Genomic DNA, 21,729 nt, shown 5'->3' on the forward strand with positions numbered 1-21,729 from the left:
CATCGAACACTGGCTCGGCCACGAGTCGTGCCGGGTGATCACCTGCTCCGGCTACATGCGCGACGAGGTGCTGAGCCTGTTCGGGGTGCGCCCGGACCGGGTCGACGTGGTGGCCAACGGGGTGGACGCCCGCCGCTGGCAGGTGCCGACGGACGCGGTCACCGCCGCCCGGGCACGGTTCGCCAGCGACGGGCCGCTGGTGTCGTTCGTCGGCCGGCTGGTCTACGAGAAGGGCGTCCAGCACCTGATCGCCGCGCTGCCCCGGCTACGCCGCCAGCACCCGAACGTCCGGCTGGTGATCGCTGGCGACGGTCCGTACCGCGCCGAGCTGGAGGCCGACATCGACCGGCTCGGGCTACGCGACGCGGTCACGCTGCCCGGCTTCCTCGGCGGCACCGACCTGCCGGCATTGATGGCGGCGTCGGACTGCTTCGCGGTGCCCAGCGTCTACGAGCCGTTCGGCATGGTGGCGTTGGAGGCGGCGGCGGCCGGCGCGCCGGTGGCCGTGTCGGCCACCGGCGGACTCGCCGAGATCGTCGAACCCGGCGTGACCGGAATGACCTTCCGACCCAAGGATCCGGACGGACTGGCCGACGCGGTCGGTACCCTGCTGGCCGACACGACGCTGGCCCGGCGGGTGGCCCGGCAGGCCCGCCGGATGGTCCACGACCAGTACGGCTGGGCGGCGATCGCGCACCGCACCGCAGCGACCTACTCCGCCGCGATCGTCCAGTCCTCGGCGTTCGCCACCGAACGGGCGTCCGCCCGAATGGCGCACGGGAAGGCCACTATCGTCATCCCGGACGGGAACCTCCTCGCCGGCGCGGGGAGCAGATGACCGCTATCCGGGAGGCTGCCCTGACCGAGACGATCGGCGACATCGACCTGCACCTGTTCGCCGAAGGACGCCACGAACAACTGTGGCGGATGCTCGGTGCCCACCCGCTGCCCGGCGGTTGCCGGTTCGCGGTGTGGGCACCGAACGCCCGCCGGGTCCGGGTGATCGGCGACGGCCCCGGCTGGGGCCCGTACGAAGGCCAGGAGTTGGACCGGCTCGGATCCGGTGGTGTGTGGGCCGGCTTCGTGCCGGGCGTCGTCGCCGGGCAGCGGTACAAGTACCGTGTCCAGGGGGCCGACGGCTCCTGGGCGGACCGGGCCGACCCGATGGCGCAGGCCACCGAGGTGCCGCCCCGGACGGCCTCGGTGGTGTACCAGTCCGGGTATGTCTGGCAGGACGCGGACTGGTTGCGCAACCGGCGCGGTGACCAGCACGCCCGGCCGATGTCCGTCTACGAGGTGCACCTCGGCTCGTGGCGACCCGGGCTCAGCTACCGGGAGCTGGCCGACCAACTGGTCTCCTACGTGTCGGATCTGGGCTTCACCCACGTGGAGTTCATGCCGGTGATGGAGCATCCGTTCGGCGGCTCCTGGGGGTACCAGGTGACCGGCTACTACGCGCCGACCGCCCGGTTCGGCACTCCGGACGACTTCCGGCATCTGGTCGACCGACTACACGGCGCCAAGATCGGGGTGCTGCTGGACTGGGTCCCGGCGCACTTCCCCCGCGACGCCTGGGCCCTGGCCCGGTTCGACGGCACCGCGCTGTACGAACACCCGGATCCGCGCCGTGGCGAGCACCCCGACTGGGGCAGCCTGATCTTCGACTACGGCCGACGGGAGGTACGCAACTTCCTCGTCGCCAACGCCCTGTACTGGCTGGAGGAGTTCCACATCGACGGGCTACGGGTCGACGCGGTCGCCTCGATGCTCTACCTGGACTACTCGCGAGGGCCCGGTCAGTGGCTGCCCAACGACTCCGGCGGCAACGCCCACACCGAGGCGATCGAGTTGCTCAAGGAACTCAACGCGACCGCGTACCGGCTCAATCCGGGCGTCGTGATGATCGCTGAGGAGTCCACCTCCTGGCCGGGGGTCACCAAACCCACCGACTGGGGCGGGCTCGGCTTCGGGCTCAAGTGGAACATGGGCTGGATGCACGACACGCTGAGCTACCTGGCCCGCGACCCGGTGCACCGCAGCCACCACCACGACGAGATGACCTGGCCGACGGCGTACGCGCACACTGAGCAGTTCCTGCTGCCGATCAGCCACGACGAGGTGGTGCACGGCAAGGGCTCGCTGACCGCCAAGCTGCCCGGCGACCGGTGGCAGCGGCTGGCCGGACTGCGCGGGCTGCTGGCCTACATGTGGGCGTTCCCCGGCAAGCAGCTGCTGTTCATGGGCAGTGAACTCGCCGACGAGCAGGAATGGAGCGAACAGCGCGGGCTCGACTGGTCGCTGGCCGCCGACCCGGCGGTCGGCGGGGTACGCAACCTGCTCCGGGACCTGAACGCGGTCTACCGGCAGTGCCCGGCGTTGTGGGAGCTGGACGTGACACCGGACGGGTTCGGGTGGATCGACCACACCGACCGGGCGGCCAACGTCGTCTCGTTCCTCCGGCACGCCCGCGACGGTAGCGTCCTGGCCTGCGTGGTCAACTTTTCCGGGGCGCCCCGGCACGGATACCGGATCGGACTGCCGCAGCCCGGCCGCTGGCAGGAGACAATCAACACCGACGCCGAGTGGTACGGCGGGTCGAACGTCGGTAACCTCGGGGCCGTCACGGCGGACGGTGCGCCACTGCACGGTCAGCCGGCGTCCGCCGTCGTGCAGGTCGGGCCCTTCGCCGCGGTCTGGCTGCGCCCGGACCCGGTGAGGCGGACCGGCCACGCTGGTGGCCGACCGGAGCCCGACCACCCGTCCGACCCGCGCACCGACTGACCCGTCAGCCCACTTCGGCGGGGTCGCCTGCGGCCGCAGGCGACCCCGCCGATGTGGTTCAGCGCTGGTCGACCGGGACGAACTGACGCTCCTGCGGACCGACGTAGAGCTGCCGGGGCCGGCCGATCTTGTTGGTCGGGTCGGCGATCATCTCCCGCCACTGCGCGATCCAACCGGGCAGTCGGCCCAGGGCGAACAGCACGGTGAACATTTTCGGCGGGAAGCCCATCGCCTTGTAGATCAGCCCGGTGTAGAAGTCCACGTTCGGGTAGAGCTTGCGGGAGACGAAGAAGTCGTCGGCGAGCGCGATCTCCTCCAGCTGCATTGCGATGTCCAGCAACGGGTCGGGCTTGTCCAGCCGGCCCAACACGTCCTGCGCCGCCTGCTTGACGATGGCCGCCCGCGGGTCGTAGTTCTTGTAGACCCGATGGCCGAAGCCCATCAGCTTGACCCCGGCCTCCTTGTTCTTCACCCGCCGGACGAAGTTCTGGACGTCGCCGCCGGAAGCGTGAATCTCCTGCAGCATCTCCAGCACCGCCTGGTTGGCACCGCCGTGCAGCGGCCCGAACAACGCGTTGACCCCGGCCGAGACCGAGGCGAACAGGTTGGCGTTGCTGGAGCCGACCAGCCGCACCGTCGACGTGGAGCAGTTCTGCTCGTGATCGGCGTGCAGCACGAACAGCATGTCCAGCACCTGCGCGACGACCGGGTCGGCCTGGTACTCGGTGGCCGGCACACCGAACGTCATCCGCAGGAAGTTCTCCACGTAGCCGAGCGCGTTGTCCGGGTAGAGCAGCGGCTGGCCGATCGACTTCTTGTACGCGTACGAGGCGATGGTCGGCACCTTGGCCATCAGCCGCACGGTGGAGATTTCGACGTGGTCGGTGTCGAACGGATCCAGGCTGTCCTGGTAGAAGGTCGACAGCGCGCTCACTGCGGAGGAGAGCACCGCCATCGGGTGCGCGTCCCGGGGAAAGCCGTCGAAGAACCGGCGCATCTCCTCGTGCAGCAGCGTGTGCAGCCGAATCCGCTCACTGAAAGCAGCCAATTCGTCACTGGTCGGCAGTTCGCCGTAGATGAGCAGGTAGCTGACCTCAAGGAAGGACGCCTTGCCGGCCAGTTGGTCGATGGGGTAGCCCCGATAGCGCAGGATCCCGGCATCGCCGTCGATGTAGGTGATCGCCGACGCGCAGGAGGCGGTGTTGACGTAGCCCGGGTCGAACGTGACGTGACCGGTCTCCTTCAGCAGCGCCCCGACCTCGATCCCGGGCGGACCTTCGATAGCCGGCTGCACCGGCATCGACAGTTGGCCACCGGGATGGTCCAGCTTCACATCCGTCATATGGTCCCTCACTTCGCCGGCAGATCTTCGTCGAGTGCCTCATTTCTTACCGTAATCCTGCGGTGGTGCGCTGCCGCAGCGAGCAGGTGAGGGTGAGGGATGCGTCACCCGATCCGGTGGCCGGTCGCCAACCAAACACCCCAGAAACGGATGAAAGCACTAGTCAGTCGGTACGCCGCCGCAGCTCGGTACCGTCACCGACCACCTCGAAGATTTCCACCCGGTTGTCACCGGGGCGCCACAACGACTCGTCGGTGATCAGTGCGGCGAATCGCCGCCCCTCGGCGTCCGGGGCCATCGCTGGCACCACGGTGGCGATCCGCCCGTTCACCGCCACCGCGAGCGGAGCACCGGTCGTCACCCGGTCGGGCAGTTCGCCGTACGCCAGCGCGGGCAGGTTACCGCTTGCCGGGTCGACGTCGGTGTAGCTGTCGGCGTTGCTGATGGTGGCGCGATCACCGTCGTCAGTGACCGGCAGCTCGGCGACCGCGCGACCGACCAGCTCCGGCACCAGCGGCGCGGGTAACGGCGGACCGGCCTGGCCGGTGGTCAGGGCGGTGAACGTCGCCGGGCCCGGCACCGTCACCGGCTGACCCGGAACGTCCCGGAACTGCTTGTCCGCCCGTTCCCGGGGTGGGCAGCTGCCACATCGGCCGTCGACCTCGAACGGCAGGTCAATGCCCGCGTGCGCCGCGATGGTCGGCAGCAGGTCGACATGCTCCCAGTTACGGTCGTCGACCCGACCGGCCTGCTGGCCCGGCTCCTTGACGAAGGTCGGCACCCACAGCACCTCGGCCGGCGCGGCCCGCACCGCACCCATGCCCCGCCCCTGCTCCCCGAGGGTGAAGCTCACCCCGTGGTCGGCGGTGACGACGAGCAGCGCGTCGTCGTAGCGGCCGCTGGACCGCAGCGCCGCCAGGGTCTGTCCGATCAGTCCGTCGGTGTAGCCGAGCTGGGCCAGGTGCCGCTGGCGGGCCAGCTCCACCCAGCCGGCACCTTCGTTAGGAAAGTCCTCGGGAGCCTCGTAGCGGACACCGGACGGCAGGTAGCTCCACGGCGCGTGCGGCATCAGCAGGTGGAGAAAATGCAGCGTTGGCCCCTCGTCCGGGGTTGCCAGCCCGTCGATGAACGTGGTGAACCGGGCTGGCTGGTTGTCGTCGAGTGCGTCGAAGCGGAACCTGGGGTCGGTCGGGGCGTCGCCACCGGCGAGGCCGGCGTCACGACGGGTCGGCTCGCGGAAACCCGCCGCCGGGTCGTCGTGACTTTCCACCGGCGACAGGATCTGGCCGAGCAGGGCGGCCGTTTCCTGGAACAGCACCGGCAGGGCCGCCGTGGCGGACTCCGTCTCGCAGCGACTCGGCGTGCAGAGCTCGGTGATGCTCTCCTGCGCCCGGATCTGGTAGGTGCCGCCGAGCGCGCTGAACAGGTTGTCCGGGTGCTGGGAGTAGTGGGGTGCCACCTCGCGTTCGGGATACCGGCCGGACAGCATCGCCGGCAACGCGTACGGGGTCCAGCCGCTGACCGCGGTGGCGTTGCGGTACCAGGTCGAGCCGGCGGCCAGCTCGGCGAAGTTGGGGTAGCGTTCGGCGTCGATCTGCCCGTCCGGGCCGAGCAGCGACAACAGCGGCAGCTCGTCGAGGATCAGCACCACCACCGGTGGATGCTCGCCGTCGCCGGTAGCCGTGCCGGGCCCGGCGCTGGTCCGCTCGCTGCCGAGCACCACCGCCGAGGCCGGCGAGGTGAACACGAACAGCATCACGAAGACCGCCGGTCCGACGGCGGCCAGCCGCAACAGCTGCCCCAGCCCACCCCAGCGCCGGTAGGCCCACGTGGCAGCGGCACCGGCCAGCAGCGCGGCGGCCAGCAGCGACACACCTCGGATCGGCAGCAGATGCTTGCCGACCTGTACCGCCAGGGCGACCAGCAGCAGCCCGACCGTCACCAGGTGGGCGGTTCGGCGGGCCGGCGGACCGGCCAGTCCGATCAATGCGCCGGGCAGCCAGCAGACCAGGGGCGGTACGACCACGTAGAACGCCACCAGCAGCAGGATCTCGGCCGTCCCGGCACCGTGGAAGAGGAAGAAGTCCGGGCTGCGCCCGACGACGTCCAGCAACGGCTGCGCAACGACCAGGCCGCACAGTGCAACGATCTCCAGCAGCCGACGCAGCTCCGTCGCCCCGCCGGTACGCCGGGCCGGGTCGGCTGCGGGCGGACCCGGGGCGGCCGACAGCCGATGGGAATCGGCGGACGAAGGACCGTGATCGGCGGACGGCGGACCGGCCGGGGCCGGTACCGCCGCAGCGGTACCGGGTTCCGCGTCAGCCACGCGGGACCCCGGCATACAACGTCCGGGTGCCGGACGGGAGTTCCTCCCGCCGGGTGATCTCGTACCGTTCGGCGAGCAGCCGCTCGAACTCCGCCCGGTGGTAGTCGGGGAAGAGCCCGGCGGGCTTGTTGGCGAGCAGTTGCCGGGCCATCGGATCGTCCGGGTGGACGAACTCGATGATCATCTGGCCGGTGCCGCCGCCGGCCGGGAGCAGGCCGGTCAGCCAGTCCAGAACCCGTGGCAGCGGCACGTTGCGACCGATCGCCAAGTGGTGGATGACCGCCAGAGCCAGCACCGTGTCCGCCTGGGCCCGGGCGGTGAACGACGTACGCTCGTCACCGGCCCAGCCACCGCCGGGCGACGGGTCGGCGAGGTCCATCAGGATCGGCAGGATCCGCCGTTGCCCGTCAGCGCGCAGCCGCCGGTACAGGTGGTCGACGACCGCCGGGTCGCTCTCCACGGCCACCACCTGCTCGGCGTGGGCGGCGGCGATCCGGGAGTACGTGCCGTCGTTGGCACCAAGGTCGAACACTGTCCCCGGGCGGTGTGCGGCGAGTTCGGCGTCGACGAAGGCGGTCTTCGCCGTCCGGTCAGCATCGGAGTACGTACAGGTCTGCTGGTAGTCGACCCAGTGGCTGCCCGGCGGAGCCCAGTCCAGGCGGTCCACCAGCTTGGCGACGGCCCGAACCGTGGCCCGGACGAGTTCGGTGGAGAAGCCGGCGTCGCGGATCTCCGCCCGTACCGATCCGGTACTGGCCGAGGCATGCCGGGACTGCATCGCGTCGTGCAGGTGGATGTGCTTGAAGACACCGGCCCGCCACCGCCGGGCACCGCGGAACAGCCGCCGCATCTGACCCGATTCGATGCCGTCGATGCGCGCCCGCAGCAACGGCTGGAAGTCCAGGCCCAGATGCGCCTGCAGCATCAACGGATAGAGCATGGTCTGGCAGAACTGCCGGTAGCCGGCCCATGGTTCACCGGCAGCGGCCGGCTGGAACGAGCCCACGTCGATGAAGACCGGGTCGACCCCACGCCACTGCAGGTTGTACGCCGAGCCGTCGGTCATGGTGACCCCGTCGGCGAGCGCCGCCTCCAGCACCTCCAGGTGCAGGCGGGCGGCGTCGCGCAGTTGGGCGAAGGACCACTCGTAGGGGTAGGACACGAACGGCACCCGCTCGTGTCGCAGCACCGTCGTCCACCGGTCGGCGACCACAGCGGGCAGGTCCCCCGGCTCGACGGTCTCGGTGGCGACGACCTTACCGGCGGCCATCAGCGGCGCCAGGAAGGCGCTGTCCCGAACCGCCGTCCAGTCGCTCGCGGCCTGGGGTCCCAGGCCGCGGAGCACCGCGCCGTCGGCGTAGAAAATCTGGTTGTCCGGGTCCCGGAACGAGCCGGGCTCGTCACGGGGGGTCGAGGTGGTCGGTTGGGAGATCATCGGTGCCGGGCCGCTCAGTCCTTCTTGGTGGGCTGCTTACGGAACCGGCTGACCAGCCGGCGCCAGTAGAGCTTGGTCGCGACGACCATGCCAGCGGCGCCAGCCACCACCGCTTGGACGATCAGGCTGCCAGATCCGGCATCCAGGTAGGCCAGGTTCTCCACGCCGGCCACCTCCCAACTGTGTCGAGTTCGTGCGGTACGTCCGTCAACTGCGGCCCGGGAGGGCCGACGCCACCGAGGGTTGTCCGGCCCGCCATCTTACGGACAGCTGCCGTACACCACCCTACGCGGCTGGCCCTCTGGACACTGCCAGCCCCACCGGCACCGCCGTATCCCGACGATCGGAAACGGACCCGAGCTTGCACGGTTTTAGCAGCGTTTGTCACCTTTTCCGCCAGCGGTGCACCCGGTTCGTCCACAGCTGGTGGACGAGCCGGGTGCACCGACCGGTCAAATAACGGTTCGGCAACGGCACGAGGGCTCCCCCCGCTGCGCCGCACGGAGCCGGACCGCCACTCCACCCGACCTGCTAGCCGACCCGCCGACCAGCGTCGTCGGAGCCGGCCGAGCCGAGAATCGACGGGAGGTCCCCGGGGTACAGCACCGCCAGCCGCGCGGTGGCCCGGGTCAGCGCCACGTACAGATCGTTCCGGCCCCGTGGCGAGTCCGCGAGGATCGCGGCGGGGTCCACCACCACGACCGAGTCGAACTCCAACCCCTTGACCTGCGCGACCGTCAGCACCACCACCGGCGACTCGAGATCGGGCTGCTCGCCTGACGCGACCCGGTCGACCGCCGACCGTACCGGCGCCACCAACCCGTCGTACCGGTCAACCGGAACGATCACCCCGAGCCGGCCGTCGCCGACCGCGGACAGTTCCGCCCGGATCAGCTCGACCAGCCGGTCGACGAGCTGGTCGGCCCGGGGTACCCGCTCCCACCGAACCGGCACGCCCGACTCACGGACCGCCCGGGGTACCGAGGCGGCGGGATCGATGGCGCCGAGCACCTGACCAGCCACCGCCAGGATCTCGGCCGGAGTGCGGTAGCTCACCGTCAGCTCGGCCAGCCTCCAGCGGTCCGCCACATACGGCCGCAGCAGTTGCGCCCAGGAGGCCGCGCCGGCCAACGCCCCGGTCTGTGCCACATCCCCGACGATCGTCATCGACCGGTTCGGGCAGCGGCGCATCAGCAGGCGCCACGCCATCGCGGACAGTTCCTGGGCCTCGTCGACGACGATGTGACCGAAGGTCCAGGTACGGTCCGCCGCCGCCCGTTCGGCAGCCGTCCGATGGTCACCGGCCACCTGCCGGGTCGCCAGCGCCTCGGCGTCGAGCAGGTCGGTCGCGCCGAGAATCTCCGGCTCCGCCTCGTCCTCCACGTCGATGGACTCCGACCCGCGCAGCACGTCCAAGGCTCCCTCGGCGTACTCGAGCCGCTGGCGACGCTGAGCCTCGGCGAGTGCCTGCTGCGCGCTGTCGTCGACACCGAGCAACTCGGCCGCCTCGTCGAGCAACGGTACGTCCGCCGAGGACCAGCCACCGCCCGGGGCACGGCGCAGCGCATCGCGTTCGGCGGGATCGAGGTCAGGGGCGGCGGCCGTAAGCCGCTCGGGCGAGGCGAAGAGTTCGGTGAGCAGCCGCTGCGGCGTCAGCACCGGCCAGAACCGGTCCAGGACCGACCGCAGCGCCGCATCGGCGCGCAGCTCCCGTCGGATCTCCGCGAGGTCGGCCTCGGCCAGCACCTGTGGGTCACCGGGAGCGTCGTCCCCACCGAGCGGATCGTCCGCGTACGGATCAATGCCGATTTCGTCGGCGATCTGATCGGCCAACGCGTGCACGATCTCAGTGTCGAACAATGGGCGGGCCAGGTTGTGCAGCCGTCCCGACCGGCGGGTACGTTCGCGGGCCTCGGCGCAGATCTGCGCGGTGATCCGCAGCTGGTGGCCGTCCACCTCGACCAGCACCGGCTCGTCCGGCACCTCCTGCCGGTCCCGGATCGCGGCTGCCACCACCTCGGCCATCGCCACCCGGCCCTTGATCTCCGCGACCCGGTCCGGTTCGGTCCGGGTCGCGCGCACCCCGGGATACAGCTCACCGGGGGTGCGCAGCAGCACCCCGGTCTCAGCCAATGACGGCAGCACCTGAGCGATGTACCGCAGGAAGGTCGCGTTCGGCCCGACCACCAGCACGCCGCGGCTGGACAGCTCCCGGCGGTGGGTATAGAGAAGGTAGGCGGCACGGTGCAACGCGACGGCGGTCTTACCGGTGCCCGGGCCGCCCTGGACCACCAGCGCCCCGTCCACCGGTGCCCGGATGATCTCATCCTGTTCAGCCTGGATGGTCTGGACGATGTCCTTCATCCGTCCGGTACGACCGGCGGTGATCGCGGCGAACAGCGCCGCCTCACCGGTCAGCGTGCTCGTCCGATGGTCCCGGGCGAGTTCCAGATCGAGCAGCTCGTCGTCGATCGCGATGACGGTCCGCAGCCGGCTACGGATGTGCCGGCGACGGCGGACGCCGTCCGGCGCCGCAGCGGTCGCCAGGTAGAAGGGACGGGCGGCCGGGGCCCGCCAGTCGATCAGCAGCGGCTCGTAGTCGCCCTGTTCGTCGAAGAGTCCGATCCGGCCGATGTAGCGGTGTCCCTCGTCGGTCAGATCGAGCCGACCGAAGCACAGTCCGTTCTCCACCGCGCTGTACTGCGCTATCCGTTCGGTGTGTAGCGCCACCGTGGCCTCGCGCTCGGAGCGCGCCTGCGGCGTGCCACCGGTCTGCCGCAGCGCGGCCACGAGCCGCTGCTGCGCCATCCCCCGCAGGGCGTCCAGTTGTTCGTGCAGCATGGTGACGTACTGCTGCTCCGCGGCGAGGTCGGCGGCCCGGTCCAGGCCCTCGGGCCGGTCGGTGTCCGTGACGGTCTGGTCCACACCGTTGATGTTGTCACGCCCAGCTGCCTGCACCGCACTTGACAAGTGTGCCCCCTTGCTGTTGACTGTCAGAGTCAGACGCCGCAAAGGCGTCTTCTTTCTTGTGGTGATCCGTCGACGAAAACCTCGGTGACGAGAACATCTCCGTTGACGAAACGTCAACGATAGCCGCTGGTGGTCGCCACCGCCTTCCTCGCTTGCCCGGCCCCGCCTCGCCACCGGTCCGATCTCGGTGTCGCCGACCGACCAGCCAGGTCACCCCGCGTTTCGCCGGGTCGCCCACGGGTACGCAGCCGCCGGGCAGGACGCGGAGGAGGCGTGATGGGTGCTTCGGAACCCTGGGTCCACCAGGCTTCGGCAACCGCCGAAGCGGGTCGGGTCCGTACCGACGACGGTGAGTTCTCCAGCCGGCTCGCCTCCCCGTTGGCTCCGCACGGCGGCGGTCTCACCCCGGAGCAGTTGCTGGCCGCGGCGTTCGCGTCCTGCCTGCACCACGCGGCGGTCGAGGCGGCCTCCGAGATCACCGACGAGTCGCACACCGTCGAGGTGCACGCCGAAACCAGGCTACGACGCGACCCCGACGGCCGGTACCGCGCCGACGTGCGGGCCAGTGTCGCCTCCTGCGGGCTGACCGTCGAGCAGCTCTCCGCGTTGGCCCGTCGGGCCGACCTGCTCTGGCCGTTCTCCGGACAGGACAATGCACGGCACACCGTCGACGTCGTCGCCGCCAGAGCGGACGACGACCGCACCGCGACGGAGCACCGCCATCCGGTCGGTAGCGACGGTGCCCCGGTCCGGATGCCGCCGCGATGACCCGGTCTGGCCCGCTGTCACCCTGATCCGGCCCGACGCAGCCGCGGCATCCGGACGATGTTCGCCCCCGGATGCAAGCTCGGGGCGAACGCGCCGACGACCCCGTCGCGGCCGCGACGCAGCATCGAGACCAACTCGTCAACGTCGGCGGCGGCCGGACCGAACAAACTGCCCTGACCGGCGGCGCAGCCCAGCTCCCACAGCGTTCGTCGCTGCCCGGTGGTGGACACGCCGCTGGCGACCACGGTGTGTGCGAGGTCGCGCCCCAGGCCGACCAGCGACCGCAGCGCCGCCGGCGAGTTCTCCGGCACCGCGAGCAGCCGATGGTCGACCTTCACCAGGTGCACCGGAATGCGTAGCAGCGCGGACAGCGGCGCGTCGGAGGTGCCGAATCCGGCGAACGCGATCCGCACCCCGTCGTCGTGCAGCTGGTGCAGGGCGCTCAGCGCCATGTCCGGGCAGCTGATCCCGGTCGTCTCGGTGAGTTCGACGATCAACTGGTCGGCTGGCACGCGGTGCATGTCCAGCCGGTTTCGCACGTCGGCGGGGAATCCGGGATCCAGCAGGCTCCGCGCGGAAATGCCGATGGACACGGGAAGCACGAAGCCGGCGTCCCGCAGCAGCCGGGTGGCGGCGAGCGTCCGGTCAAACATCCCCCGGGTGAACTCGGCGAGCCAGCCGGAGCGCTCGACCAGCGCAAGCATCCCGGCCGCCGGCTGGTCACCGAGGTCGGTGTTGCCCCATCGCACCACCGCCTCGGCGGCGACCGCCGATCCGCTGCCGAGATCGACGATCGGGTCGAAGCCGACCGCGTAGTGGTGACTGGCTAGCGCCGCGGGAAGCTCACCGCGCAGGGCCAGCCGGTCCGGGTCAGCGGTGTCCCGGCTACGGTCGTACCTGGCCAGCCCGCGGCCGCTCTCCTTGGCCTGGTACATCGCCACGTCCGCCCGCCGCAGCAGCTCCTCGGTGCTGGCGTTGCCGTTCGCCGTGGCCAGTCCGGCACTGGCCCGCAGGCTAATCCGGATCCCGTCGAGGTCCATCGGGTCACGCAGCACCTGCAGGATCCGCGCCGCCTGGTGCTCGGCGCGGGCCGGTGCCGCGTGTCCGGTGAGCACAATGGCGAACTCGTCGCCACCCAGTCGGGCGACGAGGTCACCGGCGGCGGCCCGGTCCAGTCGCCGGGCGACCTCCACCAGAACCTGGTCACCGGCGGAGTGCCCGAGCGTGTCGTTGACCTCTTTGAAGTGATCGAGATCGATCAAAACCAGGGCGGTACGCGGCAGGCTGCGCCGGTCGGCCAACGCTGCGGTGAGGCGTTCCCGCAGGTATCGACGGTTTGCCAGCCCGGTCAGCGGATCGTGGGTGGCGTCGTGCTCGTGCCGGGATGCAAGGTCGATCACCTGCGCGTAGGCGATGGCGTTGCGGATCGCGGTGGTCAGCGCCGCACCGAAGGTACGCAACGTGTAACGCTCGCGGTCGGACAGACCCGCGCCGGCGAGGGCGAGCCGCAGCGCACCGGCGGCCTGCTCGGCGTCACCGGTGGCGCCGAGCGGTACCGTCACTAGGTCGCCGTCGACACCGGGCCCTGCCTGATCCACCGGACCGTCGTACCGTAGGCCGTGCTCATCGCCCTGCACCAGGCGTCGCTGCGGGCCGTGCTGGAACTCAATCTCGACGATTCGGGCCGAGAAGAGCCGCGCGGCTCCGGACGACGCGGTGCGCAGTACCGCATCGAGGTCCACGTTGTTGAGGGCGTCGGTGGTCTCGGCCAGCTGCCGCCAGGCCGACCGTTCCTCGGCCAAATGCAGGCGCCGTCGAAAGTTGGAGTGCAGCAGCAGGACCGCCAACGGGGTGGCCACCAGAAGGCGTGCGTCGACTGCCACCACGACCACCGTGGCCAGGGCGAGCAGCAACGTGGCGACCTTCACACCGGCCCGCATCCGAGCACCCCGGCGCACGACCCGCTGCCAGGACGTCCGATCCGCCAGCGCGACCACCGGCACCGGCAACGTCTCGTCGACCGCCGCGTAGGCCAGCGCCGCCACGCAGAGCGACACGACGGTGACGGTCCAGGACCGGGTCAGGTGGCTGGTGCCGCCCAGCACCGGCGCGAGACCGGCCCACGTCGCTGCCGCCGCCGCAGCCAGCGCGCCGATCGATTCCTTGGCCGTGGCAAACGCCACCTTGACCGGCGCCGACCGGGCGACGGAACGCCCGACGGCCACGCCTACGGCCGTGCACACGACGACCCAGTGCACCGGCAGCACCGCGACCGACACCAGCACCGCAGCACTGGTCGGCGAGATGCCCTGCGGGGTTCGGATCCGGATCGGTACGGTGCAGCCGCTCGCCACGGCGACGAGGCTGGTGAGCACCAGGGGGTAGTGGAGGGCGGGGAGGCTGAGCGGTGCGCCGATCCCGGACACCGCCCATGCCATCGCCACCAGGCCACAGCAGACAATGAGCCCGACGAGCGGCGTCAGTCGCCGATTCACCCCGTCGCCACGCACCGTCGTCGTCGCCTCACTTCTCGTCTGGACAGTTTCATCCACATGAGCCTCGCGTTAGCGTCTCATAACTCACCGTCCATCGAACAGGTCCGGGATCACAGCCAATCGTTGTCACGCATGTCGCCACCTCCTCAATCCCTGGGATACACCCGAAGGATAGGGAAGATAAGTTGCGCTTGGTATAGCTAAATGTCTTTTGCGCCAGTACGCGATTATTATTGCGTTAATTACTTTGCGCCCGTTTTTGGGAACAGTCGGTGAACATGCTCGCGACTAGTGCCACACAAGGGACAGATCGATCAACCGCCAGCCATCGAATCCGTCGGCCCCGCCCGTGAAATCACCTTCGATCACAGGAGTCAAGGGCTCGCCGGCCGTCGAGCAGAAACCGACAGGCCCGAGAAGAGTCACTCAATGTGCTTGCAAATGCACTCAGAGTACGTTGCATGCCCGTCATCGGGACGCCGCGGGACCCGAGTACCTCCGTCGTCCAGTCGACGGCCTCGACGAACAACGTGGAGTCGTCCACGTAGACCGCAGCGGAAAGGAAGTCCACCAGGTGACCGAGATCGGCGACCGTCGCGTCCCACTGCCTGGTGGTGTAGCCGGCCGTCGACGGTTCCCGGTGCCGCAGATCATCCAGCGCGACGTCGATAATCTCCGCACGCCGGCTTACCAGCGCGGCGTACTCCTCGCCGCCGAGCCGGCTGGTCGCCCCGACCGTCCGGACCAGGTCACCGTCGGTGTCGGCGAGCAGGTCCGCCGCGGCCCGAGCGTCCGGAGCCCACGCCACCCCCATTGCCCGGGCCCACCGGCCGTCGGGTCCGAAGCCCCGGCCGCCGACCAGGACCGGCACGTCGGCCCGCTGGCAGGCCTGAATGGTGCGATGCGCCTGCGGCAGACGCATCGGCAATGCGCAGGCCAGTGCCACCGCCACCGGGTCGTGCCGGTGCAAATAGGTCATCAGGTGCACGGCCGGCACACTTGCGCCCAGAAAGGTGACCTGCCAGCCACGCAGCCGCAGGACCTCGGCGACCAGTCGGGGAGGCAGCGCGTGCCACTCCCCGTCCAGGCAAGCCACGATCACCCTGCCACGGTGTGGCCGGGGTGCGGCCCGGGTAGTGACCGCAGCGACCATCAACTCACTGATGTGCGTCGCCGCGTGTTCCTGGGCCACCGACCACTCGTTGCGCTGCCACCATCGGCCGACCTGGACCTGGGCCGGCGCGATCAGATCCAGCAGTACCGACTCGGCCGGGACCCCGGCCTCCAGTAACTCGTCAGCCAACGCCAGCGCCGCGACCTCGTCTGCGGCCGCCAGGCAGGCCAGCAGGGCCGGGTACGCGCCACCTACCTCGACCGCTGACGGGGCGACCACTACCGTCGGTTCTCCGGCCCTGGGCCGGGCCCGGCGGGCAGACGCCGGTCCCGCTGCCGCTGGCCGGCCGGCTCAGCACGAATCGCGAGCACGGCGATGTCGTCGTGCTCGCGGCCGGCCAGCCAGTCCCCCGCCAACTGCTCCACCCGTTCGGCGAGTGCCGGCGCCGGCATCTGATGACACCCCTGCAGCGCCTGGGTGAGCCGGTCCAGACCGTACTGCTCGATGCCGTACCGCCCGCCACGGGCCTCGGTGACCCCGTCGCTGTAGAGCAGGCACGTCTCACCGGGCGCGAGGTCGACGGTCAACTGACCGATCCGCGGTTGCGGGACCACGCCGATCAGCATGCCGCTGAGCGGCACCGTCTGCACCGTCGCGTCGCCGCGCAGCAGCAACGGCGGAAGGTGACCACCACCGGCCAGGGTGAGCGTCAGACCACCCTCGCGGCCCGGACGGGCCGACCCGAGCACCATCGTCGCGAACCGGCCCTGCCCCTGGGCCTGAGTCGTCTCCAGGACCGACTCGTTGAGCAGCCGGAGCAGTCGTCTCGGATCGGTCTCGACACTACGCAGCGCCTGCAGCGCCTGGCGTACCTGACCGGTGAACACCGCCGCTTCAACGCCCTTACCGGAGACATCACCGAAAAAGAACAGTACCTCGCGGTCGGGCAGGTCGAATGCGCCGTAGAAGTCGCCGCCGATACGCAGCGACGACGGGGCCGGCCGGTACGCGGTGCCCCACTGCACACCCGGCACCGGTCGGGGCACCGCCGGCAACAGGCTAGCCTGCAGGGTCTCCGCGATTTCCGCCTGGTGGCGGTACAGCACCGCGGCGTCGAGCGCCGAGCCGGCGCGGGCGGCAAACCCCCGCAACAGGTGTAGATCGGCGTCGTCGTACCCGACCGGACCGGGTCGGGCGACCAGCAGCACACCAGTCGGATGCGTGCTGCCTGGCAGAGCGGCGACCCGTACGGCGAAGTCCCGGCCTGGCGGCGGGAACAGCCAACCCAGGTCGACGAGTTGCTCGGCAAGCCAGTCCAGGGACGTCGCCTCGACGCCACGCAACGCCTCGGTGAACGCCGGCGGCAACTCGTCCACCGCGATCGTGCCACCGTCGACCGGTGGCTTCCCACCGGCGCCCGGGTCGCTGGCCCGCCACCAGTGGGCGCGACCACGGCGGGGTGCGACCACCAGCACCGCGAACTGTCCCAACGTCGGCACCGCGAGCCGCACGGCGGCCCGAGCCGCCCGGTCCTCATGCAGTGGGTTGCCGAGTTGCTGGCTGGCGTTGGCCAGGAACATCCAACGGGCCCGCTCGGCGAGCAGGGCGTCGGCGCGCGCGGTGGGCTCGGTCGTATCGTCGACGTACCAGGCAATCCGGTCGTGCGTCAGGGGAACCCGGCGCAACCGCAGCCGATGCCCATGGTGGGTCAGCTCCGCGGCAGCGAAGCTGTTGAAGGTAACGAGGTCCAGCCCGGCGATGCCGCTGGCGGCGGCCACCTGCCCGAGAACCAGTTCCGGCAGCAGCCGTCGGGCGGTGGCGTCCAGCTGCCGGACCACCCCGGCACCGTCGCAGATCAGCAGCCCTTCGCGGAAGTTGTCAACGGTAGTCTGCCCGGCCGGTCCGTTGGGAGCTGCGGTGGGCGGTGTGGTCGGCTCCCCGTGCCGCGGTCGGGGATCAGCCGTGGCACCGAACGGGACAGCTCCGGAAGCCGCCGTCGCCGTCGGCTCGGGTGTGCAGACCCGCCCGTCGCCCGGTTCCCAGTCCGCAACTTCGGCGGTGCTCACCAGCCAGGCCTCACTCCCTTGTCCCAGTCGACGGGCCCGGACAGGCGCACCGGGACCGTTGCTCGTGCTCCACCCTACGCGGCTGGTCACGAACTGCCACCTGGGCGGTCGCGCAGTCGCAGGCAGTGGACCGCCCGCCGTCGGGGTTGGTGCGGGCGGCTACCCAGCCGCCCGCACCCGCCAGATCAGCAGTCGACCGCCAGCGGCAGCAGGTCGTGCTCCAGTCGCTGCGCCGGCTCCGGTTCGCCGTCAGTCGGCACCGCGAGCGACATCGCGTACTTCCACCGGTGGTAGATCCGCTCGTACCGGGACGCCATCAGGTCCGGCGAGAACGACAACCGTACGTGCTCAGCGCACACCTGCGGGTCCAGTTGCCCAACCCGCTCGATGGCCTCCGGCAGCTCGGCCGGGTCGGTGCAGACCATCCCCGTCTCGCCGTGGCGCACCACCTCCGGCACCGCACCGCGGTTCAGGGCGACGACCGGGGTGCCGCAGGCCATCGCCTCCAGCATCACCATCCCGAACGGTTCCTCCCAGCGGATCGGCATGAGCAGACACCGGGCCTCGGCGAGCAGTTGCCAGCACCGCTGCCGGTCGGGGTTGACCAGCAGCTCGACGTCGGGGCCGAGCATCGGCTGGACGACGTCCTCGAGATAGCGTCGCTCGGACGGCTCAGTCGCCTTGCCGGCAAGAACAAGCGGCACACCGGCTGTACGGCAGGCCTCGATCGCCAGGTCCGGGCCTTTGTCCGCCGCGAACCGCCCGAGCCACAACACCGGGCCGTCGGCCGGCACCGGTTTGGGCCGAACGTCGGCGGCCAGCCCGTTGTGCACGGTCGCCGCCCACGGCAGGCCGCTGCCCACTCGGCGCTGCGCGTACGAGATCGCCACCAACGCGACGGCCCGGTCGATACCGCGCAGATACTCGCCCAGCTCGCCGTCCGGCGAGTTGTGCACGGTGACCACCGTCGGTACCCGCCGACGGGCGGCGGCGAGCGGACCGACGGTGGTGTGGTCGTGCACCACGTCGAAGGTGTCGTCCTCGATGAGCCGGTCCACCCGGGCCAGGTGCACGAGTTCCGGCAGTGAGTGACCGAGCCGGTCGGCCTGCAACTCGCGGACGGTACTGACGAAGTTCGCGGCGGTCCCGGTCCGACTGCCGGCTCCGAACAGCGTCACCTCGTTGCCCCGGGCGACCAACGCGTCGACCAGAGCGGCGCAGACCTGTTCGACGCCGCCATAGCCGGGCGGAGGTAGCTCGTAGTAGGGCGGCACGATCATGGCAATCCGCAGCGGCTTGTGCTGCTCGGTGTGCGTGGACGGAACGTCGTTCACGGCGCACCCCCTGCGCTGAGCCGACACTACGGCCGGATGTGCACCGGGTACCCGGTAGGGAGGGACAAAAACTGATATGTCAGCGCGGAGCGGGCCTGCCGGCCGGAGTCCGCCAACGGGGAAAGTCCCCACCGACAAAATCGGACAACCGAGCACCTTTCTCCCCCGGTCCGTGGCCCGATGCCGGTGCCGACCCGGATGAGCCAAGGTCACTCGACCGGGATGGTCCGCTGCGACGATGGCGCGTTAGAACCGGACAGGTTGGGGAACGCCACCCGCGAAACACAGTCAGGGCCGGCGGGGCGCACAGGCAAGCTCCGCCGGCACAGCGACGGGAGTGGCGGATGCGCACAGCCGGGCAGGAAACCGTAGCGGGACAGCATCGCGCGCTCCGGCTGACCGCTCCGACGAACCTCGATTCGGCGCCACTGCTCGGGTCGAAGACCGCCCCGCCGGATCCACCGGCTGGTCTGCTGGATCGGCCACGACTGACCGCCCGGTTGGAGGTCGGTACGCGTGGCCCGTTGACGCTGCTGGTCGCACCGGCCGGGTGGGGCAAGACCGCGCTGCTGGCCGGCTGGTTCGTCGGTCGACGGGCCAGGGGCAGTGCGATCTGGCTGACCCTGGAGTCCACCGACCGCGGCGACCGGTTCTGGTCGTACCTACACGCGGCGCTCGCCGCCGAGACGGCCCGCCGGGACCCGGACCGGCCCGCACCGCCCGCTCCCGGCCGTGCCGATCCCGAACTCTTCCTGCCCCGGTTCGCGTCGGTGATCTCCGCTCAGCCGGAGCCGGTCCTACTGGTGCTGGACGACGCGCACACCGTCACGGATCCCGAGGTGGTCCGGGGAATCGAATTCCTGCTGCGGCACTGCCGTGGGCGACTGCGTCTGGTGGTGGCCGGCCGCACCGAACCTGCGCTCGCGCTGCACCGGTACCGGTTGACCGGTGAGCTGACCGAGATCCGGGCCGCCGAGCTTGCGCTGACCTTGACCGAGAGTGCCCGTCTAGTCGACGCGCAGGGTCTCGGCCCGGCCACCGAGCAGATCCGCGAACTGCACCACCGGGCCGAGGGGTGGCCGGCCGGGGTCCGGTTGGCCAGTCTGGTGTTGCAGGCCGGCGAAGGCCCCACGACGGTACGGGAGTACGTCGGCGCCGATCCCGATCCGGCCGCCGACTACCTGTCCGCCGAGGTGCTCGCCGGGCAGGCCGCGCTGACGCATCAGACGCTGGTCCGTACCTCGGTGCTGGACCGGGTCTGCGGGTCCCTGGCCGACGAACTGACCGGGCGTGACGACGGCGAGGAGCAGCTGGCCGCAGCCGCCCGCGACGCCGCCGGCTTCATCGTCGCCGCAGGCGGCGACCCGACCTGGTACCGCTGTCACCGGATGCTCAGCGACGTGCTGTACGCCGAGTTGAGCAGCCGGTTCCCTGACGAAATCCCGCGGCTGCACGAGCGGGCGTACCGGTGGCATCGCGCTCACGGCCGGCCGCTGGCGGCGGTCCGGCACGGGCTGGCCTGCGGTGACCTGTCCGGTGCCGGCCGACTGGTGGACGAGCACTGGCCAGAACTACTGCTCTGCGGTCACGAGGACGCCCGGCACACCCCGTTGCCCACCGGCCTGGACCCCGGCCATTCGGGCCTGGCGTTGGCTGCCGCCGTCGACCGGTTGGAGACCGCTGGCCGGCCGGCGGCCGGACCGCCGCCCGACATCTGCCCACAGGAACCGACCAGCATCGCCGCCCGGATCGTGGTCGCGATCGACGGGAGCCGGTACGACGAGGCGCTGAGCCACGCCGACGAGTTGCTGGCCACCACCGGTCTGGCCGCGACGACCGCAGGTGCACCGGCCGGGGACACGCAGACCCGGGGTGAGCGGGCAGACACGGTGGCGAAGGCGATGCTCGGAACGGTCCGGTTCGGTCGCGGCGACCTGGCAGGCGCCGAGGCGGTGCTGACCGGTCTGGTCACCGCCCCGGCGACCGACGGGTACGGCTGCCCGACCCGGTACGCCGCCGGTCAACTGGCGCTGCTGCATGCCCGGCGGGGTGAGCTGACGGCCGCCTACCACGCCGCCCAGCAGACCCTGGTCACCACGGCCTGCCCGGGACGTCGGTGTGCCGGCCACGCCGCAGCCGCCCATCTTGCGCTCGCCCTGGTCGCCCTGTACCGCGACGAACTGCCGGACGCGACCCGGCAGCTGGATCTGGCCGCAGCGCTGATCGTGCCCGGGACACCGGGAACGGTCACCGGGCTGCTCCCGGTGGTCCAGGCCGCGCTTCGACAGGCGGAGGGGGACTTCGCCGCGGTCACTGGTCTGCTGACGACGGCGCCGATGGACCGGGAGCCGCCCGACGGCCAGCACAGCCGGCTGCGCTGGCTGGCCCTAGCCGAGGCCCGGATGGCCTGTGGTGACCTCGACGGCGCCCGGGAACTGCTGCTGGCCGGGAGCCACGACGAGCGAGCACCGGCGGTGGCGATCGCACTGGCCCGGCTACATCTGCTCACCGACGAACCGGCCGATGCGCTGGCAGTGCTGCCCCAGTGGTCGGCGCCGGACGGCGGATCACCGGCGGACCCGCTGGTGACGCGGCCGGAACGCCAGCCGGTGACCCTGCTGGAACGGTTGACCGCCGGGCTGGTCGCGGCCGTCGCCACCCATCGGATGGGTGACCAACGTCGAGCCCGCGAGCTGCTCGAACAGGTGCTCGACCTGGCCGCGCCGGACAATCACCGGCTGGTGTTCAACCACGCCGGCTCCCCCGCGCGGGATCTGCTGGTCGAGCACCTCGACTCACCGACCCGGCACCGGAACCTTGTCAACGATCTCGTCGACGGTGCCGGTCGGCGACACGCCGATCGGCACCGTCCGGCACCGGCGCTGGCCGAACCGCTCACCGACCGGGAACTGACCGTACTGCGGTACCTGCAGGGGACGCTGTCCAACGGTGAGATCGCCGCCGAGCTGTTCCTGTCGGTGAACACGGTCAAGACCCACGTCCGCAACATCTACCAAAAGCTCGGTGCCCCCCGCCGCCGGGAGGCCGTACGCCGGGCACGTGAACTACGTCTGCTCTGAGTCCACCGGCAGCCCGGC

At 70.8% G+C, this 21,729-nt stretch carries 12 protein-coding genes and 1 pseudogene; 4 read left to right on the plus strand and 9 right to left on the minus strand.

The features are described 5' to 3' along the window. Positions 1 to 838, plus strand: an 838-nt coding sequence (locus ACFHW1_RS18685) for a glycosyltransferase family 4 protein (RefSeq protein ID WP_416555207.1), incomplete at its 5' end; no start/stop codon positions are given. Next, a complete protein-coding gene (gene glgB / locus ACFHW1_RS18690) occupies positions 835 to 2,781 on the plus strand; it encodes a 1,4-alpha-glucan branching protein GlgB (protein ID WP_416555205.1) in 1,947 nt (648 codons plus the stop codon). The genes ACFHW1_RS18685 and glgB, both read left to right, overlap by 4 nt. 58 nt (positions 2,782 to 2,839) lie before the next feature. Here the strand turns inward: glgB and ACFHW1_RS18695 are convergent, their stop codons facing one another. From ACFHW1_RS18695 to ACFHW1_RS18715, 5 genes are all read right to left on the minus strand, one after another. Beyond that, positions 2,840 to 4,123 (minus strand): citrate synthase, encoded by a 1,284-nt coding sequence (locus tag ACFHW1_RS18695; protein ID WP_416555203.1) that lies wholly within the window; start codon positions 4,121 to 4,123, stop codon positions 2,840 to 2,842. Positions 4,124 to 4,286: 163 nt separating this feature from the next. Continuing rightward, positions 4,287 to 6,449 (minus strand): sulfatase-like hydrolase/transferase, encoded by a 2,163-nt coding sequence (locus ACFHW1_RS18700; protein WP_416555201.1) that lies wholly within the window; start codon positions 6,447 to 6,449, stop codon positions 4,287 to 4,289. Beyond that, entirely contained in the window at positions 6,442 to 7,884 is a 1,443-nt protein-coding gene (locus ACFHW1_RS18705) for a methyltransferase (protein WP_416555199.1), read from the minus strand. Before ACFHW1_RS18705 ends, ACFHW1_RS18700 begins: the two co-directional genes overlap by 8 nt. Positions 7,885 to 7,898: 14 nt before the next feature. Next, positions 7,899 to 8,057: a hypothetical protein gene (locus tag ACFHW1_RS18710; protein ID WP_158632100.1), complete on the minus strand. Its 159-nt coding sequence runs from the start codon at positions 8,055 to 8,057 to the stop codon at positions 7,899 to 7,901. 358 nt (positions 8,058 to 8,415) lie between these two features. Further along, positions 8,416 to 10,725, minus strand: coding sequence for a HelD family protein (locus tag ACFHW1_RS18715; protein ID WP_416555222.1), 2,310 nt, complete (start codon positions 10,723 to 10,725; stop codon positions 8,416 to 8,418). A gap of 405 nt (positions 10,726 to 11,130) precedes the next feature. On the opposite strand from ACFHW1_RS18715, the pseudogene ACFHW1_RS18720 reads away from it, so the two are divergent. Then, positions 11,131 to 11,529 (plus strand): annotated as a pseudogene (locus tag ACFHW1_RS18720) (OsmC family protein); the annotation flags it as partial. A gap of 110 nt (positions 11,530 to 11,639) precedes the next feature. Here the strand turns inward: ACFHW1_RS18720 and ACFHW1_RS18725 are convergent. From ACFHW1_RS18725 to ACFHW1_RS18740, 4 genes are all read right to left on the minus strand, one after another. Beyond that, entirely contained in the window at positions 11,640 to 14,060 is a 2,421-nt protein-coding gene (locus ACFHW1_RS18725) for a putative bifunctional diguanylate cyclase/phosphodiesterase (RefSeq protein ID WP_416555197.1), read from the minus strand. Between the two features lie 412 nt (positions 14,061 to 14,472). Continuing rightward, positions 14,473 to 15,510, minus strand: a complete 1,038-nt coding sequence (locus tag ACFHW1_RS18730; protein ID WP_416555195.1) for a cobalamin B12-binding domain-containing protein — start codon at positions 15,508 to 15,510, stop codon at positions 14,473 to 14,475. Next, positions 15,510 to 17,297 carry a PP2C family protein-serine/threonine phosphatase gene (locus ACFHW1_RS18735; RefSeq protein ID WP_416555193.1) on the minus strand — a complete coding sequence of 596 codons (1,788 nt, stop codon included), beginning with the start codon at positions 17,295 to 17,297 and terminating at the stop codon, positions 15,510 to 15,512. Before ACFHW1_RS18735 ends, ACFHW1_RS18730 begins: the two co-directional genes overlap by 1 nt. Before the next feature lie 185 nt (positions 17,298 to 17,482). After that, entirely contained in the window at positions 17,483 to 18,577 is a 1,095-nt protein-coding gene (locus tag ACFHW1_RS18740; protein ID WP_416555220.1) for a glycosyltransferase family 4 protein, read from the minus strand. A 398-nt stretch (positions 18,578 to 18,975) separates the two neighbouring features. Here ACFHW1_RS18740 and ACFHW1_RS18745 point away from each other — a divergent pair, with 398 nt between their 5' ends. Next, a complete protein-coding gene (locus tag ACFHW1_RS18745) occupies positions 18,976 to 21,711 on the plus strand; it encodes a LuxR C-terminal-related transcriptional regulator (protein WP_416615853.1) in 2,736 nt (911 codons plus the stop codon). Positions 21,712 to 21,729: the final 18 nt, after the last annotated feature.

This window comes from Micromonospora sp. LOL_014 (assembly GCF_048060245.1).
GTDB lineage: Bacteria > Actinomycetota > Actinomycetes > Mycobacteriales > Micromonosporaceae > Micromonospora_E.